Consider the following 19,756-nt stretch of genomic DNA (forward strand, 5'->3'; position numbering starts at 1 on the left):
CGCTCTTTGATCGGTACGAATGATAGGTTCGCCCCGTTTTTTCACAGGGTGTCCATGAGCTCTTTCACTTTCCCTTTCGTGTCCGCCTTCAACAATGCAGCGCGGAAAGCGTCGTCGAGCAGCTTGCGAGAAAGGGCTTGCAGGATATGAAGGTGTTGATCCCCAGCCTGTCCCACAGGTGCAGCGATCATGAATACCAGGTTGACAGGCTCCCCGTCTAGGCTGTCCCAATCGATACCGGCCGGTTGACGACCGAAAGCAATCCCCAGTTCTCGAACACCGGAGGATTTTCCGTGGGGAATGGCGATGCCAAAACCAAACCCGGTGCTTCCGTAGCTTTCCCGTTCATACAGATCCTTTTTATAGGTGTTCCGATCAGAGAGAAAACCAGCTTTATCCAATGTAGCAAGCAGTTCGTCCATAACTGCTTCCTGACTAGAGCCTTGCAGATCAAGCACCATTACATCTTCTGTAAGCAGATCTGAGAGCTTCAACCATCGTCACCTCTTGCTTCGCTTGTACAGGTTCCATATGGCTCATCGTACCATGGAAACAATCCTTTCGATAACAAAAAGGCCGCGATTTGCGGCCCATCCTGAATCCCTCCCGTCATATCCTATGTAAAATCGGCAAAGTGGTCATCGGTTTCGAGGGAAAGAAATCACTTTGTTCAACCAGTGGGATGGAAAATCGAGCGTGCCAGTTTTTTGGCGGCATGTTTGATGGGTTCCACCTTTTTCTCAACCGTCTGGCTCGCTTCAGTGTCAGTACTCCCGTGGGAAGACGGAGCCGCGTTGACATGGTTCTGAACGGCAAACAGGGTCAGGGCGATCCCTAGAGCCGCAATCTTCATTCGTAATTTCAACTTCATCCCCACCTTCTTTCCATCCGTGCAGTATGCTCCTATTCTGTTATTCGCAACAGGGATCAATTTTGTGTCCACTTCCCAAAAAAAATAAAAAAAAAGCCGAAGTTTTCCCTTCGGCGGTTGCGGTCGGGTTGGTGACCTGCATTCTGAGGGCAATATCGACGGAAGATTCAGTGGCGCCTCAGCCGGAAGCAGACCACCTTCGTTTCCGTCATCTCCTCGATAGCGAACCGAACGCCCTCTCGGCCGAGCCCGGACATCTTGGTACCACCGAAGGGCATAGCATCGATGCGGTAATCACTGGAATCGTTCACCATCACCCCTCCGACCCGGGCCTCTCTAATCATGCGGAAAGACTTCTCCAGATCGCGGGTAAAAATACCCGCCTGTAGTCCATAGGGAGAACGATTCGCCTCCCGGATCCCTTCATCCAGATCCTTCACCCGGTATAGGCTGACCACCGGGCCGAAGATTTCCTCCCGGGCCAGCTGACAATGATCCGGTACATCCATCAGCACGGTCGGAGCGTAAAAAGCACCGTCCCGCTTCCCTCCGGCAAGCAGACGGGCACCCTTGTGGAGAGCTTCATCTACCCAACGCTCCACCCGAAGGGCTTCCCCCTCCGTAATAAGCGGCCCCATATCGGTTTCCTCGGATAACTTATCCCCTATACGATAGGTTCGAACACGACGGAGGAATGCCTCAGCAAAAGCGTCAAAAAGGCCGGATTGCACATAAACACGCTGGACCCCTAGGCAGTTTTGCCCCGCCGCCCAAAAAGCCCCTGAAACCGTAGAGGCCACCGCCTCCTCCAGATCTGCATCATCCAATACGATTACCGGCGAGTTAGACCCCAGCTCCATAGACAACTTCTTCAGCCCGGCTTTTCGAGTAATCGCCTCTCCTGCCTCTACTCCACCGGTAAAGGAGATCATACGGACTGCCGGATCACGAACCAATACATCTCCTACTTCACTCCCATGTCCAGTGACGACCGTGCATACCCCGGAGGGCAAACCGGCTTCCTCCAGGGTCTTCGCCAATAGCAATGCAGACAGAGGAGTGAGACTGGAGGGTTTGATCAGGATCGCGTTGCCGGCAGCTACAGCGGGGCCAGCCTTATGAGCGACGAGGTTAAGCGGATCATTGAAAGGAGTAATCGCCCCGATCAGGCCGACGGGGAACCGCCCGTAATATCCCATCCGATTTTCGCTGCCCGGGGATTGGTCAAAAGAAATCGTTTCACCGTTAATCCGCCGGGCTTCTTCGGCAGAGAGGCGGAGGGTATCGACGCAACGCCTCGCCTCCTTGCGGGCTTCCCGAATCGTTTTGCTGCCTTCTCGGGCGATCGTTACGGCAAAGGTTTCAGTCCGTTCCTGAATGAGATCGGCGGCCCGATGAAGGATGGCCATTCGCTCGTGGACCGCCATGTTAGCGGCTATTCCCGCTCCGGCGGCTGCTTCTTCAAGGGCTTGGTGCATCTCCTCTGCGCTAGCGGCAGGTACTGATTCGATCAGGGAGTTATCCTGGGGATCTCTCACATCGATCCACCTTTTTTCCCGCCCCCATATCTTATTCCCTCTCCACTGGTTTACGATTTCCAAACCCATCGCCCCTTCCCCCTTTCCCGGATTTCACCCTACGATCCTCCCCGGACCACGTGAATCAGGTCGTTTAACAGAGCAAACCCCGTTTCTTTCCGTCCGGCTCCCGCTCCGATCAACGTGACCGATCCCAATAAATCGCAATCGTAGGTGATCGCATTGAGCGCTCCGCTGACCCCTGCTAACGGATCGGACAGAGGGAGCTTCTCCGGGCCGACCGAAGCCCTCACTCCCCCTTGTTCCTTGCGGATGCGCCCAACCAGTTTCCAACACTTCCCCTCCTCCTTTGCTTGTAGGATATCCTCAACTGTCAAATGCCGAATTCCTTCCCTGGCAACCTCCCCTCGAGCCAACGGGTGATTCATCACCACCCGGGCCAGAATCATGATTTTATACAGAACATCATGGCCGTCCAGGTCACTTGACGGATCGGCTTCTGCCATTCCCTGTTGCTGGGCTTTAGCCAACGATTCCTCCAGACTCTCTCCCGTTTCCATCCGGGTAAGGATATAGTTGGTCGTTCCGTTGAGGATACCACGAACCTCGTAAATGTCATTGCCAGCGAGAGCTGTAGATGGCATACGCAGTGCCGGGGTTCCACTCATGACCGTACCTTCGTAGCCCCACTTCACCCCTTTGCGATCCGCCAAACTCGAGAGCTCCTCAAAAGCGAGAGCGGCAGGTCCCTTGTTAGTCATCACCACATTCTTCCCGCTTTCGAAAGCAGACCGACAATGGTTGATCGCCGGCTGCCCTGTTTCCACATCGGTGTAGGAAACTTCAACCACCGTATCGGCCAAGGCCTCCCGGATCGTTGTCAGACTGTCCCACCCCCGAACCAGCCCCGGCGTATCTGGATAGGCAGACAGATTCCCCTCCCTTTCCACAGCCTCAAGAAGCCGGGCTGGGTCCAATCCGTCGGGATGGTGAAGGGAACCTTTAAGCGGATCCGACACCGCTGTAATCACCCCTTGAAACCCCTCCTGCTCCTCCAAGACTCGCCCTTTGTCCCGCAGGATCTCCGTCAGCGCCTGCCCAACGGTTCCAAAACCGATCAGAGCCAGCTTATGTGCCATTCCATCCCCTCCCCATACTTACTTCGCCTTACCTTCTGCCGCGGAAACGTTCAGGAATCGCTTGGCCGTCTCTGCGAGGATAGCCGCCCCGGCAGCGAGACATCGTTCATCCAGATCGAAGAAAGGGGTGTGCAGATTCCGCTTTATCCCATCATCCAACGAACATCCCAGGAAAAACATCGCTCCCGGAACCCGTTCCGTCATATGGCTAAAATCTTCGGCCCCCATGCCGAAAGGGCCGGAGTGAATCTCAAATCTGGGGAAAAGATCCTGCACCACGCCTCGGATGCTGTCATTCATGCCAGCATCATTGTTCAGCACGGGTTCACCCCGCTCCACCTGAAGCCGGTAGCTTCCCCCAAGGGTGGTCGCGAGGGAAAAGGATCGTTCCAGCTCACTGATTAACTGCTCACGCACCTCGGGAGCATAGCTCCGGATCGTCCCCTGGATGAAGACTTCTGAGGGGATGATATTGCTGGCTGTTCCGGCATGGATTTGGCCGATACTGATGACTGCCGGTTCCAACGGGGAAACACGGCGGGGGACGATGCCGTAAATCGATTGGAGCACCGGTAACAAGATCCATGTCGGGTCGACACCTAGATGGGGGTAGGCCCCATGTCCACCCGTCCCGTAAAGGTGCCCCTGGAAGGTATCGATACTGGCCATGGTATAACCATCGTTGAGAAGGACAGCTCCATAGGGGAGTTCCGGGTTCATATGGAGGGCTAAGACGGCCTCCACCCCATCGAGGGCCCCGTCCTCGATCATCCGGAGCGCTCCCGTTAAACCGTCCGCCCCCTGTTTCTCTTCCGCCGGTTGGAAAAGGAACGTAACGGTGCCGCTGAGATTTCCTGCTTCTGCCTCCATCGCAAGGAGGCGCGTCGCCCCGAGGAGGATGGCAGTATGAGCGTCGTGGCCGCAGGCGTGCATCACTCCCGGATTTTGCGACCGATAGTCGCAGAGGTTTCCCTCCAGGATCGGCAGGGCGTCCATATCCGCCCGTAGAGCGATGTGGGCTCCTGAACCGGCGGATAGGGTTCCTATCACCCCCGTTCCGCCTACTTCCACACGGACCGAGATTCCCAAAGTCCGATCCAATTCGCTGGCGACCAACTTAGCCGTTTCCACTTCTTGAAAAGAGAGCTCCGGATATCGGTGGATGCGGCGGCGCCAGGCAATCAGTTCCGGGGTGAGGGCCTGGGCCCGTTCCGCGATCCGGCTGTTGTCCATGGTCATGGTTATCCCTCCCTGCGGTCAGGACGAAAAAGGGTGTATTGTTTCAAATTGAGCTTCTTCCGTCCCAGAACAGGCATCCAAAGCTTGCGTCAGATCATGAATTAAGTCCTCTGTCTCTTCAATCCCCACAGAGTAACGAATGAGCCCCTCAGGGATTCCCATCGCCCGCCGTTCCGCCTCCGTACACTCCACATGGCTCGTGGTTCGTGGCGGGCCGGCCACCGTCTCCACCGAACCCAGGTTGGCTGCGAGATGAGCGTGGGAGAGTTGCGGCAGAAAACGACGGACGGCAGCGAGCCCCCCTTTTAAAACAAAGCTGAGCACTCCCCCGAACCCTTTCATCTGTTTCGTGGCAATCTCGTGATGAACATGAGAGGGGAGGCCGGGATAAAAAACTGCGTCTACCCCGGGATGTTTCTCCAGGAACCGGGCGATGGAAAGAGCACTCTGATTTTGCTGACGCACCCGCAGGTGGAGGGTTTTCATCCCTCGTAACAGCAAATACGCAGCCATCGGATCCAGGGTCGCTCCGTTGATCTCTCGGTAGTGGTACACTTTCTCCACCAGTTCCGCCGAACCGCAGACAACCCCGCCCAGGGCATCGGCGTGCCCGCCCAGGAATTTTGTCGCACTGTGAAGAACCAGATCCGCCCCTAAATGCAAAGGGTTTTGGTTCACCGGCGTCGCTAAGGTATTGTCCACGACCACTGTCGCTCCCACTTGTTTAGCCGCTCGGACCAAACGCTCCAGATCTACTACTTTACAAGTCGGATTGGTTGGTGACTCCAAATAAAGCACCTTGCACCCTTTTGCGATCTCCCGTTCCAGGGCTTCGTGGTCAAGGGTATCGCACAGTTTTACCTCTACTTGAAAGCGGGGAAGGAATTCGAGGAAAACCTTGTTGGTTCCCCCGTAGGTGTCCTTGATGGAGATCACCTTATCACCGGGGGAAAGGAGAGTAAACAAAGTACCGCTGATGGCCGCCATCCCTGTGGCAAAGCTTGTAGCCGCCTCAGCCCCTTCCAACAGGCGAACTTTCTCTTCGAAGACCTCTACTGTCGGATTGGTGTTACGCCCATAGATGTGCCCCTTTTTCCGGCCAAGAGCAACCTCATGCCAGTGGTCGATATCCTCATACCCGAAGGAAACACTGTGAACGACAGGGACTTGGGTCGCACCTTGAACCAGATATTCCTCTTCTCCGCCCCACACTGCCTTCGTTCCGACCAACGGCTCGTATCCTCGATCCTTCGTCATCGGATCACCCCTTCGTCGGATTCCATCCTTACACCGCACCCTTGCGACCGCAAAGCTTGGTAGGCTCGGATGGCGATCATTGTATCTTGCACGCCGGTACCGGTCAGATCACAGACTGTAATCTGACCGGGCTGCGTCCGCCCCACCCCCTTACTGGAGGTCAATTCACCCAGTTCTGTAACCGCAACCGATTGGATCTCCCCCGTCACCACGGCGGCTCGCAGCTCTCCAAAGCGGAGACACTGGCTTCTCAGATCACAAACCACCCGATCCGCCGCGGACAACACGCCGTCAGCCAGTTCCCGTTTATGACCGGCATCAGAACCCATCGCTGTAATGTGAAGGCCGGGATGGAGCCAATCCGCTTGCACCACCGGCTCCCTCGCCGGGGTGGCTGTCACCAGGATGTCACTTTCCCGGACCACTGACTCGACATCCCGTTCAGCATGGGCTTCCACTCCGAGTTCCTCCCCCAGCTCCCTGGCACAGGTTTCTGCCCGTTCTTCTGAAGGGGACCAGACACGGACCGAGTCCACCTCCCGGACCAAAGCCAGACCCCGGATCTGGAACCGGGCCTGGTTGCCCGCTCCGATTACCCCGGGGCACCGGGCCTCCTTTGGAGCGAGGTAACGGGCCGCAACGGCTCCGGCAGCGGCGGTCCGCACGTCGGTCAAATACCCGTTATCCAAGAGAAGGGCCTCCGGCTGCCCCGTATCTGTGCGAATTAGGATCATCATCCCATTTCCGCTCGGAAGCCCAAGTTCGGAATTAAGGAAAAAACCGGCGGAGATTTTAATGGCAAACCACGGAAGTCCTGCCACCGCCGCAGTTTTAACGTCCACCTCCCCTTCTCTTTCAGGGAAATCCACCCTCATAATCGGCGGGGTTTGCACTTTTCCTTTTGACAGGAGGGAAAACCCCTCTTCCACAGCCTCCACCGCCCCCTCATCCAAGGGAACAAAACGTCTGATCTCCGCTTCATGAAAGATCCACATCGCTTAAGCCCCGCTTTCTTCCAAGGATGGAACGATACCTGGAATCGCCGGGCGCTGAACCAATTCCCTGGGAAAACAGGACAGCGTTTCGCATCCGGTACCGGTAACCCGAAACGTCTCCGAAAATTCCACCCCGCAGGAATCCAACCAGATACCAGGAATGAGATGAAAAGTCATGTTTGGTTGAAGGGTGGTCTGATCACCCGCCCGAATGCTGGCGGTATGCTCCCCCCAATCCGGAGGGTAGTTAAGCCCCACGGAATAACCCAGCCGGGACTCCTTCTTAAATCCCCGTTTTTGTATCGATTGCCTCCATGCAGCCTCCACCTCCTCGCAGGAGACCCCGGGTGCAGCGACTTCCAGTGCGGCATTCAATCCTTCAGCAACCACCTCTGCCAGTTCTCGGACGAGAGGAGACGGCGTTCCAATGACCGCTGTCCGTGCCAACGGTGCATGGTAGCGGCGGTAGCAGCCCGCCAGCTCGACGATGACCGCTTCTCCTGCCCGATAACGGCGATCCGTCCAAGTAAGGTGGGGCGTCGAAGTCTTCTCTCCTGACGGAAGTAACGGAACGATCGCCGGATAATCCCCACCGTACTCGGAGGTACCACTAATTTGGGCATGGGAGATGGCAGCCGCCGCATCACACTCTCTCACCCCCGCCGCGATGGTATTCATAGCCGTCTGCATCGCCCTTTCTGCGATTTGACCCGCCCGTTTCATATAGTCGATCTCTTGGCTGGATTTGATCATCCGTATACGGTTAACCAGAAGCGTGGCATCCTGGAAACAGGCATCAGGCAACCCTGTTCGAAGCCGTTCATAGGAACGGGCTGTGAAATAATAGGCATCCATCTCGACACCGAAACGTCTTTTCGCTTGGCCGATCTGGGTTAGGATATCCGCTACAAAGTCCATCGGGTGCCGTTCATCTGACTGAACGTACTCATCGGAATAGGGAATGATCCGGTCCGGATGGAACCAGACTGTAAGCCTGGCTCCATTGGCATCCTGTGCGCGACCGATCCATAACGGCTGCTCCTCCTCCAAAATCACAACCAACAATTGGGGGACATAAAAGGACCATCCGTCATACCCGGATAAGTAATACATGTTGGCCGGATCGGATAAAAGGAGAACTTCCACCCCTTCTTTGACCATTTGTTCTTTGGTCTTCTGAATCCGCTCAGCATACTCATTAATGGAGAAAGGCAAATCCTTAAACACCTTCCTCAGCCCCCTTTACCCCCGCGGGTTCTTTGCGGTTACCTTCATCTTACCGGGGACGCGTTTTTCGTCACAATCGCCAAACTGTATAAAAAACAGCCCGGTTTATTCGTCAATTTATTGAATAGATGGTTTATTCGGATAATTATTGGGGTATAGTTAGGGTTTACAGTGATGGGCCAAAAAGGCACCGTGAATTTGGAGGTGAACCGTATGACTCATTCTCATTTCACCGCTCAGCAAACTAGGGTTAACCCAGGGGCGATTTGGAAAGCCCGTAAACGAATCGCACCCTTTCTCACCCGGACTCCCCTGATTCAATCCCCCGTTCTGTCTGAAAAAGCAGGCGGCCCTGTTTATCTGAAAGCAGAGCACCTGCAACCCGTCGGATCCTTCAAGTTGAGGGGAGCCGCCAACAAAATCCTCAGTCTCGACGGGGAACACAGAAAACGGGGGGTCGCGACCTTTTCTACCGGTAACCACGGGCTGGCCGTTGCCTGGTTTGCCCGTCAACTTGGCATCCCAGCGGTGATTTGCCTCTCCGCTCGGGTACCCCGGGAAAAAACCGACCGGATCAAAGCTCTCGGCGCTGATTTGATCGTGTGTGGAGAGAGCCAAGATGAAGCCGAAGAGCGATGTCTTCAGCTGGAAAAGGAAGAAGGCCTTGCCGTGATCCCCCCCTTCGATGATCCCGAAATCATCGCCGGCCAGGGAACGATCGGACTGGAATTGTTGGAAGAACTACCCGATCTGGGCAGGGTGGTTATCCCTTTATCCGGCGGAGGACTCTTTGCAGGGATCGCCTTGGCTATCAAATCCAATCAACCGGAAGCCCGCCTAGTCGGGGTGACGATGGAAGGCTCCGCCGTCATGTACCACAGTCTGCGTAAAGGTCGTCCAATCACCATGGAAGAGCAAAACACCCTAGCAGACAGCCTTCTGGGCGGAATCGGCCTTGACAACCGTTATACGTTCCCGCTGGTGCGGAAACTGGCCGACGAAACACTCCTCGTTTCTGAACGGGGGATCTCCCAGAGTCTTTCCCTCCTTTTCCGAAATCACAAAATGATCGTCGAGGGTGCAGCCGCCACTGGAGCAGCCGCCATTCTGGATGGACGGATCCAGGCGGAGGGGCGTCCGATCGTCCTGATCCTAAGCGGCTGCAATGCCGATGCAGAAGAGGTGCTGCAAGCCATCAACCGCTCATAACCAATGATGCCTGGGGGCGAAAGGGGGAGACAGCTTATGTTGATGACCGTAAGGGACGTTCTCCAGCTGGAGGTGATGAAGGGAGCCAGGAACTTCACTTCGGACACGTTCCTGGATACCCGGATCGAATGGGTCTCCATCATTGAAGTACCGGTAGAAAATTTTGTCCGCCCCAAGGAATTTGTCCTTAGTACTGCCGTCGGCTGTGGACAGGATCCTGCTCTGTTTCGCGAATTTCTCCAGGCTCTGATCGATTCCGGAGCAGCTGCCCTCGCTGTCGCCGCCGGTCGTCATCTAAAAGAATTCCCCCCTGAAGCCATCCAACTGGCTGAGAAATGGGGTATGCCCCTGATTGAACTTCCCTGGGAAACCCGGTTTGCCGATATCATGCAGGAACTGTTCCGTATCCTCGACCATCGCGGAGACCAGATGGCCGCTTATTCAAAGGAGACCCAGGAAGAGTTGCTTCAACTGATCCTTCAGGGGGCCGATCTTTCCCGCCTAGCAACGGTTATCTATCGCAAATTACACTATCCTGCCCTGTTCGTCGATCACAAAGGGGACCTCAAAGGAGGGAGTCCGTCTTCCCAACCCTTGATTCAGCTCTGGCAAAATCCCTGTACCCCCCTCCCCGCCCACTCTGATCCCCTTCCCGGCTCTTTTCACGGCCAGGGAGAATGGCGTCTTCACCGAACAAGGGGTCGTTCCTTCCTTGAATTCCCTATTCGGTCCGCCCGGAAGCGCCAGGGATCCTTGCTGCTCCTGCTCCCGCCGGAAGCCGATCTTGCAGCTCCACTCCGGCGGGAAGAGCACATTTTCCTGGAGCATGCCACCACGGCGGCAGCCCTCTGTTTTCTTCAAGAAACCGTCGTGGTAGAAACGGAAATGCGGTTCAAAAGCGACTTCGTCTGGAGCCTGGCCAAAGGTGAAATCTCTTCCCCCGAATCGGCAACTGCCCGAGCCGAAACACTCGGTTATAATCTCACCGTCCCTTACACCTGCATTTTGGGAATGCCCGAGCCACTCGGTTCGGAACCCTATGCCAGCCGTTTCGACGAGCAGGGTTTCCCGGGGTTGATGGATGATGTCCATTACGCTGCCCGTGTAATCCGCCGCAATCTCCTTGCCACCCGGCAGCTGGATCAATTAATCCTATTCTTGGAGGCTGCTCCCAACCAAGTGATCGACCATGTCCAATCTTATCTCGATGTACTGGAAGGGCGTCTCCACGAACGGTTCCCCGACCGGGCCGTTTCCTGGGGAATCGGTGAAAATCACACGGGAATCTTCACCTTCCGGGATAGTTACCTGGCCGCCCACTCCGCCCTCACCATCGGGCGCCGTCAAAAAGGGCCTGGGCAACGGAACTTCTATATGGACACCGGCCTCTATCGCGCCCTGGAACAATTAGCCGAACACCCCGAAATGCGCGAGATCACCTGGTCCGCCATGAGCCGCCTGCTCGACTACAGTCGGCAACGGGGCATCGACCTGATTGAAACCTTTAACGCCTACCTCCGAAACCAGATGAATGTCAGCCAGACCGCCCGAGAACTCAACCTCCACCGCCAATCCCTCCTATACCGGCTCCGGAAGATCGAGTCCCTCACCGGTCGGTCTCTCTTTAACCCTGACGACCTGTTCCTGCTCCAACTCAGCATCAAACTATGGCAGAGCAAGGGGAAAATCAAATAAAAACCTGCCCGACATCACAGCCGGACAGGTTTTAGCTCTGTGTTTAAATTTCTACCGTTTCCCGTTCCCGATTGGAACCCACATCAAAACGACTAAGGAACTCCCGCAGACGATCCGTCTCCGGATCTGAGAATATTTTAGAGGGAGGCCCTTGCTCCTGGATGGTGCCGTTATCGAAAAAGCAGACCCGATCGGCCACATCCCGGGCGAAGCTCATCTCGTGAGTGATCAGCATCATCGCCATCTCCCCGCTCTTGGCGATATCCTTAATCACCTGGAGTACCTCACCTACCGTTTCCGGATCGAGAGCGGATGTCGGTTCGTCGAAGAGCATCACTTTGGGACGCATCACCAGCGCTCGGGCGATGGCTACCCGCTGCTGCTGACCACCGGACAGGCTGGCGGGATAATCTTTCGCCTTATCGGCGAGCCCTACCTTGTCCAGCATCTCCATCGCTCGCTCCTCCGCTTCTTTCTTGGAAAGATCCAACACCTTGATCGGCGCCTCGGTGCAATTACGAAGGATCGTCATATGAGGAAACAGGTTGAAATGCTGGAACACCATCCCGATATCTCCACGCACCTGATGCAGATGCTTTTCATCCGCTTTAACCAGCTTTCCCTTCACTTCTTTGTGCCAAAGGTGTTGGCCGTCGACTTCGATCGTACCAGAAGTGGGTTCTTCCAGGGTCATAAGCAAACGAGCCATCGTCGTTTTACCCGAGCCGCTGGGACCGATAATCGCCACTCTCTCCCCCGGCATCAGATCGAAATCGACCTCTTTTAGCACCTCGTTGTCTCCGAAAGACTTACTAACCCCCCGATATCGAACAAAGGCCGTCTTCGCTTCCGAATTGGTTTGACTCATGCTTTCACGTCCCTTCCTTTAACCTTGGCGACCGTTCTCAACATCAAGACGCCGTTCCAACCGTTGCACCAGGACGGATGAGATGTAACTGAGGATCAGGAAGAGGATCCCGACCAACGTCAATGGTTCCAAATAGCGGAACGTCTTGGAACCGATGATCTGTGCCAAACCCACGATTTCCACAAGCGTGATCGCGGATAATAACGGCGTTTCCTTAAACATGACGATCAAATAATTACCCATCACCGGCAAAACCGGGCGAATCGCCTGAGGCAAAATGACGGAGGTCCACTTCTGCCACGGCGAGAAATTGAGTGCCGTGGCCTCCTCCCACTGTCCCTTTTCTACCGAGTTAATTCCTGCCCGATAGACTTCGGAAAGGTAGGTACTGTAATGAAGGCCCAGCCCGATAGCGCCAGCCACAAAGGGGGACAGCGTCAATCCGAACCGCGGGAGTACATAGAAGATGAAAAAAAGTTGGACCAACAAGGGTGTCGTCCGTACAAACTCCACAAAGGCCAAGGAAGCCCAGGAGATCAGCTTGATCCGGGAACGGCGGGCGAAAGCAATGACAAGCCCCCAGATCATGGCTACCAGGAAACCCACCAGCGTGGCGCTTATCGTAATGTGCAAAACACCCAATAACTGCAGCAACACCTCATATGCGTAATCCCACTTCCAAATCATCGGTCAGACCCTCCCCACGGAAAATTTACGTTCGAGCCAGCGCATGAAAAGCGTGAGGGGATAACCGATCAGGAAATAAAGCAACAGCAAGATGCCGAAAATCTGAAATGTATACTCCTCCATGCTGTTACGCAAGGTATAAGCTTCGTAGGTCATATCGGGAATCGTAATCAGCGCCACCAGGGCAGTCCCTTTCAGCAACTCGATCATCAGATTACCGAAAGAAGGAATCATCGTCCGGAAAGCCTGAGGCAGGATGATATACCGCATCCGCTGGAACGGCGTCATGTTGAGGGCAATCCCCGCCTCGTGCTGACCTTTGGGAATGGATTGGATAGCCCCTCGTACCACCTCAGCCCCGTAGGCACCGTAGTTGATACCCAGGGCCAGAATACCCACCAACCCGGTTGGTAAACGAATCCCTACCAAAGGCAACGCAAAATACAACCAGAACAGCTGCACCAATAACGAGGTACCCCGGAAAAACTCGATAGTGAATCCGGAAACCCAGCGTACGGGCCGTACCTTGGACAGGCGACCTAGCCCCCCGAGAAAAGACAGCGCCAAAGCGAGGAGCGCGGAAAAGACGGTCAGTTGGATGGTGACCACGGCACCGGGCAGCAATGTCTTGAAAATATCCATGGTTACTCCGATGGGTCCCACGCCCTTTGTTTCAAGATTGGACGACCGGAGGGGATGCCTCCGGTCGTCGACAGAATGCCGCTTCAGTTATCCCTTGCACAGTTGTTCGGCAGTGTGATCTCCAGGAAGATCATCCTTGGTAAAGCCAAACGGTTTAATAATGTCATAGAGCTTCCCAGACTCTTTTAACTTCCCTAGTTCCTTGTCGTAGAGATCTTTCAGCTCCTTATCATCCTTGCGGAACGCCGCTGCACCGTACCCCCGAATATCTTTTCCTTTAATCGAAGGCTGTTTAAAGTCCTTGACTTCTTCGATGCTCTTCGAATTGGCCGATTCCAGTACGGCACGCAGAGAAGGACCGGTCATGGTGATCGCGTCCACCCGTCCCGCTTCCAGAGCGGAAATGCCAGAAGGCTGGTCGGGAACAATCTTAATCTGATCTTTCTTCACCCCGACATCCCGGAGGTATTGCTCCTCGATCGCCCCCTTCATGACGGCGATGGTGGCCCCTTTTTTCTTGGCGATATCTTCATAGCTTTTGATATTCTTCGGATTTCCCTTTTTCACCGCCAACCCCTCACCGATACTGTATTCCGGATCGGCAAAATTCACTTCCTTGCAACGATCCGGGGTGATATACATCCCAGCGGTGATCACGTCAAAACGTCCGGCTTTCAATCCCGGGATCAGGGATCCGAAATCGGTCAGCACCGGCTCCACTTGATCGATCCCCTGTTTCTTAAAAATTTCGCGGGCGATCTCAACCGCTTCCCCTGTCACCTTGCCATTCTCCTTATAGGCATAAGGCTTCTCATTGGCGAAACCCACGGTGATCTTTTTCTCCTCTTTCGCTTTTTCCAGCGTGGAGCCGGAAGAAGCCAGATCCAGTTGACCGCAACCGGCCACTGCAAGAATAAGGACGGGTAACAGGAATAAACGCAACAACTTTTTCACATCAACGCCCCCTTGCTATGTTTTGGTCGGTACCGATACAGGCCGGGAGCAATCCCTAAAAGAAGGAGCCCCGACCGACGACATCCCCGGAACTTGTGTACGGAACAATCGATCAATTCAGCCTACGTAGTCCGGGATCACTACATATGATACGACTATCAGGGTATCAATAGTTAGAAAAAATGGCAAACCGAGAAAATGCTGAAGAAAGTGTCAACAGATTGGGGCCCACGGGGGTTCGCTTGGTCCATTTCTCCGGGTTACTGGAGATTACCCAAGAATCCCCTGCGTTTACGCATGGGGAGTGGTCAAAGAATAGCAAGCCCCACAAACCTCCTCTTATTCCCTATCACGAAAGGATAAAATCTAAACCTGTTTTCCTTCCCAAAAACCACCGCCTCACCAAAAGGAAGACAATCCGCAAGGAAACCCTTTGAAATCCCGGCTTTTTTCATCCTCCATTTTTCAAAGGTGCTGAAAAACGCATGGATTCACAGCAACTAGCTGAATTTCCCGCTTCATCTCTCGCGACTCCTTCTCGAGGAGTTTAAGAAGCATTAAAAGGGGTAGAGTACTTTCGACGGTGGTGAGCCATTCACGTTACCATTAGAGACGGACAGTGATGAAAGACGGACCTTACGCCTGTCCCGTAGGTTACCTGCGGGATTTAGGTACGTCACAAGAAGGGAAGCCCCCTTCCCCTGTCAGTCCAATTTTCGGCTTAGACGAAGCCTTCGGGAAACGTCACACACGGAATGCTACCACCCGAAAAGACCGCGGCTCCGAATGATTCGGTCACTGCCGTGGGAGCGTCATTCCATACAACGAACAGGAAGGTGATGTCGCCATCAGCGGAAGTCATAGTCCATCGGCGGTGAAAACAGACTCTTCACGAAGGCCGAAAGTTTCGGTCAAAAAGCCTTACAGGAACCCAGCCAGCGGCACGGTCTCCTTCCGGAAACCTTCGGAGGAAGACGGTACGGCCGTTTGGGAGCTGATCAAAAACACCGGGGTGCTGGATCTCAACTCCGCATACAGCTACCTCATGCTGTGCAAGTACTTTTCCGATACCTGTGTACTGGCGGAAGAGGAGGGACGCGTGGTCGGGTTCGTTTCTGCATTCAAGCAACCCGAATCCCCGGATGTGATTTTTGTCTGGCAGGTAGCTGTGGATGAATCCCAACGGGGGAAAGGGATGGGCAAGACCCTTTTACGGGAACTCCTGAAGCGAAGCGCATGCTCTGAAGTGAGTTACCTGGAAGCGACCATCTCCCCCTCCAACAAAGCTTCCCAATCCCTGTTTGAGGGACTGGCAAGGGACCTGGAAACGGATTGCGGGACTTCGGTCTGCTTCTCCGAAGAATTATTCCCCGGCGAAGGACACGAGTCCGAGTGGACTTACCGAATCGGCCCCTTTGACCCTATGGAAACGACCGAGGAGGTTAAATGATACCTTGACTTCTACTACCGAAAAAACCGTAACCGACATGAGCGTATTTGAGGCCCTTGAATCAGAAGTACGCAGCTATTGTCGCAGCTTCCCGACCATCTTTGACAAAGCCCGGGGCTATAAACTCTGGGATACGCAAGGCCGGGAATTCATCGATTTTTTCGCCGGTGCTGGCGCGTTAAATTACGGCCACAATAATTCCCGGATCAAAAGCAAATTGATCGATTATCTCACCGACGACCACGTCGTTCACAGCCTGGACATGGCTACCGTAGCCAAGGAATCCTTCCTAAAACGGTTCCAGGATGTGATTCTCTCTCCCCGTGGGATGGACTACAAAGTGATGTTCCCCGGGCCGACGGGCGCCAATACGGTGGAAAGTGCCTTAAAACTCGCCCGCAAGGTGACGGGGCGGCAAACCGTGATCAGTTTCACCAAAGCTTTCCACGGCATGACCCTCGGGGCCCTCGCGGTGACCGGGAATGCCTTCAAGCGGAAAGGGGCAGGCGTCCCTCTTCACCACGCCGTTTCGATGCCCTATGATCAGTATCACGAAAATGTGGATTCACTCACCCTGCTTGAGCGTTACCTGGAAGACGACGGAAGCGGCGTTGATCTCCCTGCCGCAATCATCCTGGAAACGGTCCAAGGAGAAGGAGGGATCAACGTCGCCGGATCCGAGTGGCTGAAGCAGGTTGAGCAAATCTGTCGTCGTTGGGATATCTTGCTGATCGTCGACGACGTACAGGCAGGCTGTGGCCGTACCGGTCCTTTCTTCAGTTTTGAAGAAGCCGGTATTCAACCTGATATGGTCTGCCTGTCCAAATCCATCGGCGGTTACGGACTTCCCTTCGCCATCACCCTCATCAAGCCCGAACTTGACCAGTGGGCGCCTGGTGAGCACAATGGAACCTTCCGCGGTCATAACCTAGCCTTCGTCGCCGCCACGGAAGCCCTTAGTTATTGGGAAACAGACGAACTCACCCAGGATATCCTTCGCAAAGGGGAGAAAGTTCGACTCGCCCTGGAAGAGATGGCCGCCAAACATCCGGAGCTTCAAACGGACGTTCGCGGACGCGGCCTGATGCAGGGAATCTCCTTTGCATCCGAGGGGTTTGCAGACCGGGTTTGCCAAGCTGCCTTCCAACGCGGATTGATTATGGAGACTTCGGGCCCGGACAGTGAAGTGGCCAAGGTTATGCCTCCTTTGACCATCGACGATGAAGGACTGGACAAGGGGCTCTCGATCCTGGAAGAAAGCATCCAAGCCGCCAAACAATCCTCGACTCAGTAATCCACTCCATCTCTCTAACGAAAGGATGATTCTTCAATGATCGTGAAACACCTTGCGGATCTGGTCGGCACCGAAGACGAAGTCAAGGGCCAAACTTGGGAAAGCCGTCGTTTTCTGCTCAAAAAAGACGGAGTCGGTTTTTCTCTTCACGATACCTTGATTAAGGCGGGAACGACCACCACTATGTGGTACAAGAATCACATCGAAGCCGTCTATTGCGTACAGGGGGAAGGGGAAGTGGAAACACTGGACGACGGAACGGTCTACCCCATTAAAAACGGTACCCTGTACACCTTGAACGGCCACGAACGGCACCAGTTGCGGGCCAAGACGGACATGCGCATGGTCTGTGTTTTCAATCCTCCTTGCACTGGGCGGGAAACCCACGATAAAGACGGGGCCTACCCCTTGCTCGACGACGAGAAAGCTACCGTCTAGTCCAGAAAGGTTATCCATCGTTTCGGGAAAATACTGTACTTCTGAACAACCTCTCACTCACGTTTGAAGGAAAGGGCGGGAAACTTTCAAACAGGAGTGATCAAGATGGTGGATCTGTATCCTTCGCGAATCGATAACGAACCAAAAATTTTCGACCGGAAAGACCCCGTAGTCTACAGTGAAGGGACCGACCTTGCCAAAGGGCCCCTTAACCGAGAGCAAGTTGCTTCTTATGAAAAGAACGGCTTTCTCCTTCTGAAGAATTTCTTCTCCACGGATGAAGTGACAAAAATGACCGGAGAACTGAACCGTTTATGGGACGAAAATCGGACGGTCGATTCCCCAGAGGTGATCCGGGAACCAGAAAGTGATGAAATCCGTTCCATCTTCGATGCCCACCGAAAGAACGAGGAATTCAACCGGCTAGCGCGGGACCCCCGGCTCACGGACACGATTTCCCAACTGTTGGGCAGCAATGTATATGTCAATCAATTCCGTATCAACTTCAAGCCCGGGTTCAAGGGGAAGGAATTCTACTGGCATTCCGACTTCGAAACCTGGCACGTGGAGGACGGAATGCCCCGGATGCGAGCGATCAGCTGCTCCATCCTACTGACCGACAACCACTCCTACAACGGGCCGCTGATGCTGATACCGGGGTCTCACAACTATTTCGTCTCCTGCGTCGGAGAAACTCCGGAAGACAACTATAAGTCCTCCCTGAAAAAACAAGAACTAGGTGTGCCAGACAATGAAAGCCTCACCTGGCTGGTAGAACAGGGCGGAATTAGCACAGCCACCGGGCCCGCCGGTTCTCTCCTGTTATTCGAATGCAACACCATGCACGGATCCAATGGAAATATCACACCGTTGCCCCGGAGCAATGTGTTTTTCGTCTATAACAGTGTAGAAAACGCCTTGGTAGAACCCTTCTCCGGCTTGAAGCCGCGTCCCGATTTCATCGCCAACCGAAACCCGGAGACACCCGTACTTACTGGGTGATAAAGGAACCGTAAGCCGCATCCTTCTTGGATGCGGCTTATTTTCTCAAAGGGATATCGAAGTCAAAAAACCTGCAACAATTTTTCGACATCATTCGTCATAAGGGTACAACGATTATGCCAGTGGGTTATCGCTGCCACCAAAGAGAGGTGACATGATGCTGGAAGAATTTCGGCTCCTGCTTCCCGTGTTCGGTTTCATCGCGCTGATCGCCGGGATCCTTCTGACCTACCTTTGAAGACCTTCCTCCTCCTTTACCGGGCTTTATCGGGCGTGGTTACTTGTCATTTATACAAAAACCCGCCCGGAATCCCGGACGGAGAACAACGTTTTCAGTCATGTGAATGAAGGCTTTTTAACCCGTAGTGGGAAAGCGGAGTTTTGGCTTCAATCGATAGTAGAGCGGCAGAAAAACAAGGGCTACCAATGCTCCCTTCACCAAGTTGAAGGGTCCGATTCCGTATAAGACCAAGGCCGTCTTCTCAGGGCCCTCGATTGTCCAATTGATCAGAAAGGCATAGGCGGGCAGAATCACGAGATAGTTGGCTACGCTCATCAAGACAGCCATCGAGAAGGTGGCCGTGGTGAATCCGATCACCAGCCCTTTCACCCCAGGAATCTTCCTTGCCAGCATGGAGGTGATAAGCACGAAGGTACCGCCGGCTAGGAAGTTGGACATCTGTCCGATCGGGATGCCGGATTCACTCCCGGTAAAAAGGAAGTGCAAGAGATTTTTGATGAATTCTACCAGCACCCCGGTTAGCGGTCCAAATAGCAGCCCCGCCGCAATAGCGGGCAGTTCGCTAAAATCCACCCTTAAAAAAGCCGGAAAGGGTGGGAGCGGGAAGTTTAAGGACTGCATGATGAAAGCAAAGCAGGCCAGAAGAGAGACGGTGGTCAACTTTGCTGTGGAACTTGTTTTCGCCATCAGAGGGACACTCCTTTGTTTTGTGTATCTGATGACCACCGTACAACGAGAAACCCGAAAGAGGCGGTTGGCCGCCCTCCTTCGGGTTTCTTAGTTTTTGGGCATATTCAAACAAAGGACCACCCAATCTACCGATGGCCCCGATCTTTGCCCACACGTGTACGTGTCATCCTTCTCCCATCCAGACTATACTGTCGGCCCCGGAGTTTCACCGGGTCCACCGCACATATGGCGGGTCACGGACTGAGGCATACTGCACGCCATCACCGCCGGTCGGGAATTTCACCCTGCCCCGAAGGATTGAAAACGTTATTCATTTCTTT

Annotated in this window: 19 protein-coding genes and 1 riboswitch; of the genes, 6 read left to right on the forward strand and 13 right to left on the reverse strand. The window is 54.3% G+C overall.

Annotated features, from left to right (window positions below; all coding sequences use genetic code 11):
* Positions 1–41: 41 nt before the first annotated feature.
* From ACFOUO_RS08300 to ACFOUO_RS08335, 8 genes are all read right to left on the reverse strand, one after another.
* The gene (locus tag ACFOUO_RS08300; RefSeq protein WP_380704104.1) at positions 42–494 is read right to left on the reverse strand and encodes a PTS sugar transporter subunit IIA; all 453 of its coding nucleotides are present in this window, start codon (positions 492–494) and stop codon (positions 42–44) included.
* A 176-nt stretch (positions 495–670) separates the two neighbouring features.
* Positions 671–865 carry a hypothetical protein gene (locus ACFOUO_RS08305; protein WP_380704106.1) on the reverse strand — a complete coding sequence of 65 codons (195 nt, stop codon included), beginning with the start codon at positions 863–865 and terminating at the stop codon, positions 671–673.
* Between the two features lie 173 nt (positions 866–1,038).
* The gene (locus tag ACFOUO_RS08310) at positions 1,039–2,478 is read right to left on the reverse strand and encodes an aldehyde dehydrogenase family protein (RefSeq protein WP_380704108.1); all 1,440 of its coding nucleotides are present in this window, start codon (positions 2,476–2,478) and stop codon (positions 1,039–1,041) included.
* Positions 2,479–2,507: 29 nt separating this feature from the next.
* Positions 2,508–3,548 carry a homoserine dehydrogenase gene (locus ACFOUO_RS08315; RefSeq protein ID WP_380704110.1) on the reverse strand — a complete coding sequence of 347 codons (1,041 nt, stop codon included), beginning with the start codon at positions 3,546–3,548 and terminating at the stop codon, positions 2,508–2,510.
* An 18-nt stretch (positions 3,549–3,566) separates the two neighbouring features.
* Complete coding sequence (locus ACFOUO_RS08320) at positions 3,567–4,787, reverse strand: M20 metallopeptidase family protein (protein WP_380704112.1); 1,221 nt, start codon at positions 4,785–4,787, stop codon at positions 3,567–3,569.
* A gap of 18 nt (positions 4,788–4,805) precedes the next feature.
* Positions 4,806–6,044, reverse strand: a complete 1,239-nt coding sequence (locus ACFOUO_RS08325; RefSeq protein WP_380704114.1) for a cystathionine gamma-synthase family protein — start codon at positions 6,042–6,044, stop codon at positions 4,806–4,808.
* A complete protein-coding gene (locus ACFOUO_RS08330; protein WP_380704116.1) occupies positions 6,041–7,039 on the reverse strand; it encodes a cyclodeaminase in 999 nt (332 codons plus the stop codon). The genes ACFOUO_RS08325 and ACFOUO_RS08330 overlap by 4 nt, the downstream gene beginning before the upstream one ends.
* 3 nt (positions 7,040–7,042) lie before the next feature.
* A complete protein-coding gene (locus ACFOUO_RS08335; protein WP_380704800.1) occupies positions 7,043–8,254 on the reverse strand; it encodes a M24 family metallopeptidase in 1,212 nt (403 codons plus the stop codon).
* 225 nt (positions 8,255–8,479) lie between these two features.
* On the opposite strand from ACFOUO_RS08335, the gene eutB reads away from it, so the two are divergent.
* Both eutB and ACFOUO_RS08345 read left to right on the forward strand, forming a co-directional pair.
* Positions 8,480–9,475 carry a hydroxyectoine utilization dehydratase EutB gene (eutB, locus tag ACFOUO_RS08340; protein WP_380704118.1) on the forward strand — a complete coding sequence of 332 codons (996 nt, stop codon included), beginning with the start codon at positions 8,480–8,482 and terminating at the stop codon, positions 9,473–9,475.
* Positions 9,476–9,511: 36 nt separating this feature from the next.
* Positions 9,512–11,170, forward strand: a complete 1,659-nt coding sequence (locus tag ACFOUO_RS08345; RefSeq protein ID WP_380704120.1) for a PucR family transcriptional regulator — start codon at positions 9,512–9,514, stop codon at positions 11,168–11,170.
* A 43-nt stretch (positions 11,171–11,213) separates the two neighbouring features.
* On the opposite strand, the gene ehuA is transcribed toward ACFOUO_RS08345, so the two are convergent.
* The 4 genes from ehuA to ehuB all read right to left on the reverse strand — a co-directional run bounded on the left by ehuA (position 11,214) and on the right by ehuB (position 14,321).
* Positions 11,214–12,038: an ectoine/hydroxyectoine ABC transporter ATP-binding protein EhuA gene (ehuA, locus tag ACFOUO_RS08350; RefSeq protein ID WP_380704122.1), complete on the reverse strand. Its 825-nt coding sequence runs from the start codon at positions 12,036–12,038 to the stop codon at positions 11,214–11,216.
* A gap of 18 nt (positions 12,039–12,056) precedes the next feature.
* Entirely contained in the window at positions 12,057–12,725 is a 669-nt protein-coding gene (gene ehuD / locus ACFOUO_RS08355) for an ectoine/hydroxyectoine ABC transporter permease subunit EhuD (RefSeq protein ID WP_380704124.1), read from the reverse strand.
* Positions 12,726–12,728: 3 nt separating this feature from the next.
* Positions 12,729–13,367 carry an ectoine/hydroxyectoine ABC transporter permease subunit EhuC gene (ehuC, locus tag ACFOUO_RS08360; RefSeq protein WP_380704126.1) on the reverse strand — a complete coding sequence of 213 codons (639 nt, stop codon included), beginning with the start codon at positions 13,365–13,367 and terminating at the stop codon, positions 12,729–12,731.
* Between the two features lie 87 nt (positions 13,368–13,454).
* Complete coding sequence (ehuB, locus tag ACFOUO_RS08365; RefSeq protein WP_380704128.1) at positions 13,455–14,321, reverse strand: ectoine/hydroxyectoine ABC transporter substrate-binding protein EhuB; 867 nt, start codon at positions 14,319–14,321, stop codon at positions 13,455–13,457.
* Between the two features lie 874 nt (positions 14,322–15,195).
* Here ehuB and ectA point away from each other — a divergent pair.
* The 4 genes from ectA (at position 15,196) to thpD (ending at position 18,505) form a co-directional block, all read left to right on the forward strand.
* Positions 15,196–15,771 (forward strand): diaminobutyrate acetyltransferase, encoded by a 576-nt coding sequence (gene ectA / locus ACFOUO_RS08370; RefSeq protein ID WP_380704130.1) that lies wholly within the window; start codon positions 15,196–15,198, stop codon positions 15,769–15,771.
* Positions 15,772–15,775: 4 nt separating this feature from the next.
* Positions 15,776–17,065, forward strand: a complete 1,290-nt coding sequence (gene ectB, locus ACFOUO_RS08375; RefSeq protein ID WP_380704132.1) for a diaminobutyrate--2-oxoglutarate transaminase — start codon at positions 15,776–15,778, stop codon at positions 17,063–17,065.
* 36 nt (positions 17,066–17,101) lie between these two features.
* Positions 17,102–17,503 (forward strand): ectoine synthase, encoded by a 402-nt coding sequence (locus tag ACFOUO_RS08380; RefSeq protein WP_380704134.1) that lies wholly within the window; start codon positions 17,102–17,104, stop codon positions 17,501–17,503.
* A gap of 105 nt (positions 17,504–17,608) precedes the next feature.
* The gene (gene thpD / locus ACFOUO_RS08385; RefSeq protein WP_380704136.1) at positions 17,609–18,505 is read left to right on the forward strand and encodes an ectoine hydroxylase; all 897 of its coding nucleotides are present in this window, start codon (positions 17,609–17,611) and stop codon (positions 18,503–18,505) included.
* 355 nt (positions 18,506–18,860) lie between these two features.
* On the opposite strand, the gene ACFOUO_RS08390 is transcribed toward thpD, so the two are convergent.
* Positions 18,861–19,433: an ECF transporter S component gene (locus ACFOUO_RS08390; protein ID WP_380704138.1), complete on the reverse strand. Its 573-nt coding sequence runs from the start codon at positions 19,431–19,433 to the stop codon at positions 18,861–18,863.
* Positions 19,434–19,598: 165 nt separating this feature from the next.
* Positions 19,599–19,737, reverse strand: a riboswitch (FMN riboswitch).
* Between the last annotated feature and the right edge of the window lie 19 nt (positions 19,738–19,756).

The organism is Salinithrix halophila, from assembly GCF_042650125.1.
Taxonomy (GTDB): Bacteria; Bacillota; Bacilli; order Thermoactinomycetales; family DSM-45169; genus Salinithrix; species Salinithrix halophila.

Coding starts and splice junctions, on each gene's coding strand:
- ehuD (WP_380704124.1), bottom strand. CDS start 12,725: ATGATTTGGAAGTGGGATTACGCATATGAGGTGTTGCTGCAGTTATTG.
- ACFOUO_RS08310 (WP_380704108.1), bottom strand. CDS start 2,478: ATGGGTTTGGAAATCGTAAACCAGTGGAGAGGGAATAAGATATGGGGG.
- ACFOUO_RS08390 (WP_380704138.1), bottom strand. CDS start 19,433: ATGGCGAAAACAAGTTCCACAGCAAAGTTGACCACCGTCTCTCTTCTG.
- ACFOUO_RS08380 (WP_380704134.1), top strand. CDS start 17,102: ATGATCGTGAAACACCTTGCGGATCTGGTCGGCACCGAAGACGAAGTC.
- ehuC (WP_380704126.1), bottom strand. CDS start 13,367: ATGGATATTTTCAAGACATTGCTGCCCGGTGCCGTGGTCACCATCCAA.
- ACFOUO_RS08330 (WP_380704116.1), bottom strand. CDS start 7,039: ATGTGGATCTTTCATGAAGCGGAGATCAGACGTTTTGTTCCCTTGGAT.
- ehuA (WP_380704122.1), bottom strand. CDS start 12,038: ATGAGTCAAACCAATTCGGAAGCGAAGACGGCCTTTGTTCGATATCGG.
- ACFOUO_RS08320 (WP_380704112.1), bottom strand. CDS start 4,787: ATGACCATGGACAACAGCCGGATCGCGGAACGGGCCCAGGCCCTCACC.
- thpD (WP_380704136.1), top strand. CDS start 17,609: ATGGTGGATCTGTATCCTTCGCGAATCGATAACGAACCAAAAATTTTC.
- ACFOUO_RS08325 (WP_380704114.1), bottom strand. CDS start 6,044: ATGACGAAGGATCGAGGATACGAGCCGTTGGTCGGAACGAAGGCAGTG.
- eutB (WP_380704118.1), top strand. CDS start 8,480: ATGACTCATTCTCATTTCACCGCTCAGCAAACTAGGGTTAACCCAGGG.
- ACFOUO_RS08315 (WP_380704110.1), bottom strand. CDS start 3,548: ATGGCACATAAGCTGGCTCTGATCGGTTTTGGAACCGTTGGGCAGGCG.
- ACFOUO_RS08345 (WP_380704120.1), top strand. CDS start 9,512: ATGTTGATGACCGTAAGGGACGTTCTCCAGCTGGAGGTGATGAAGGGA.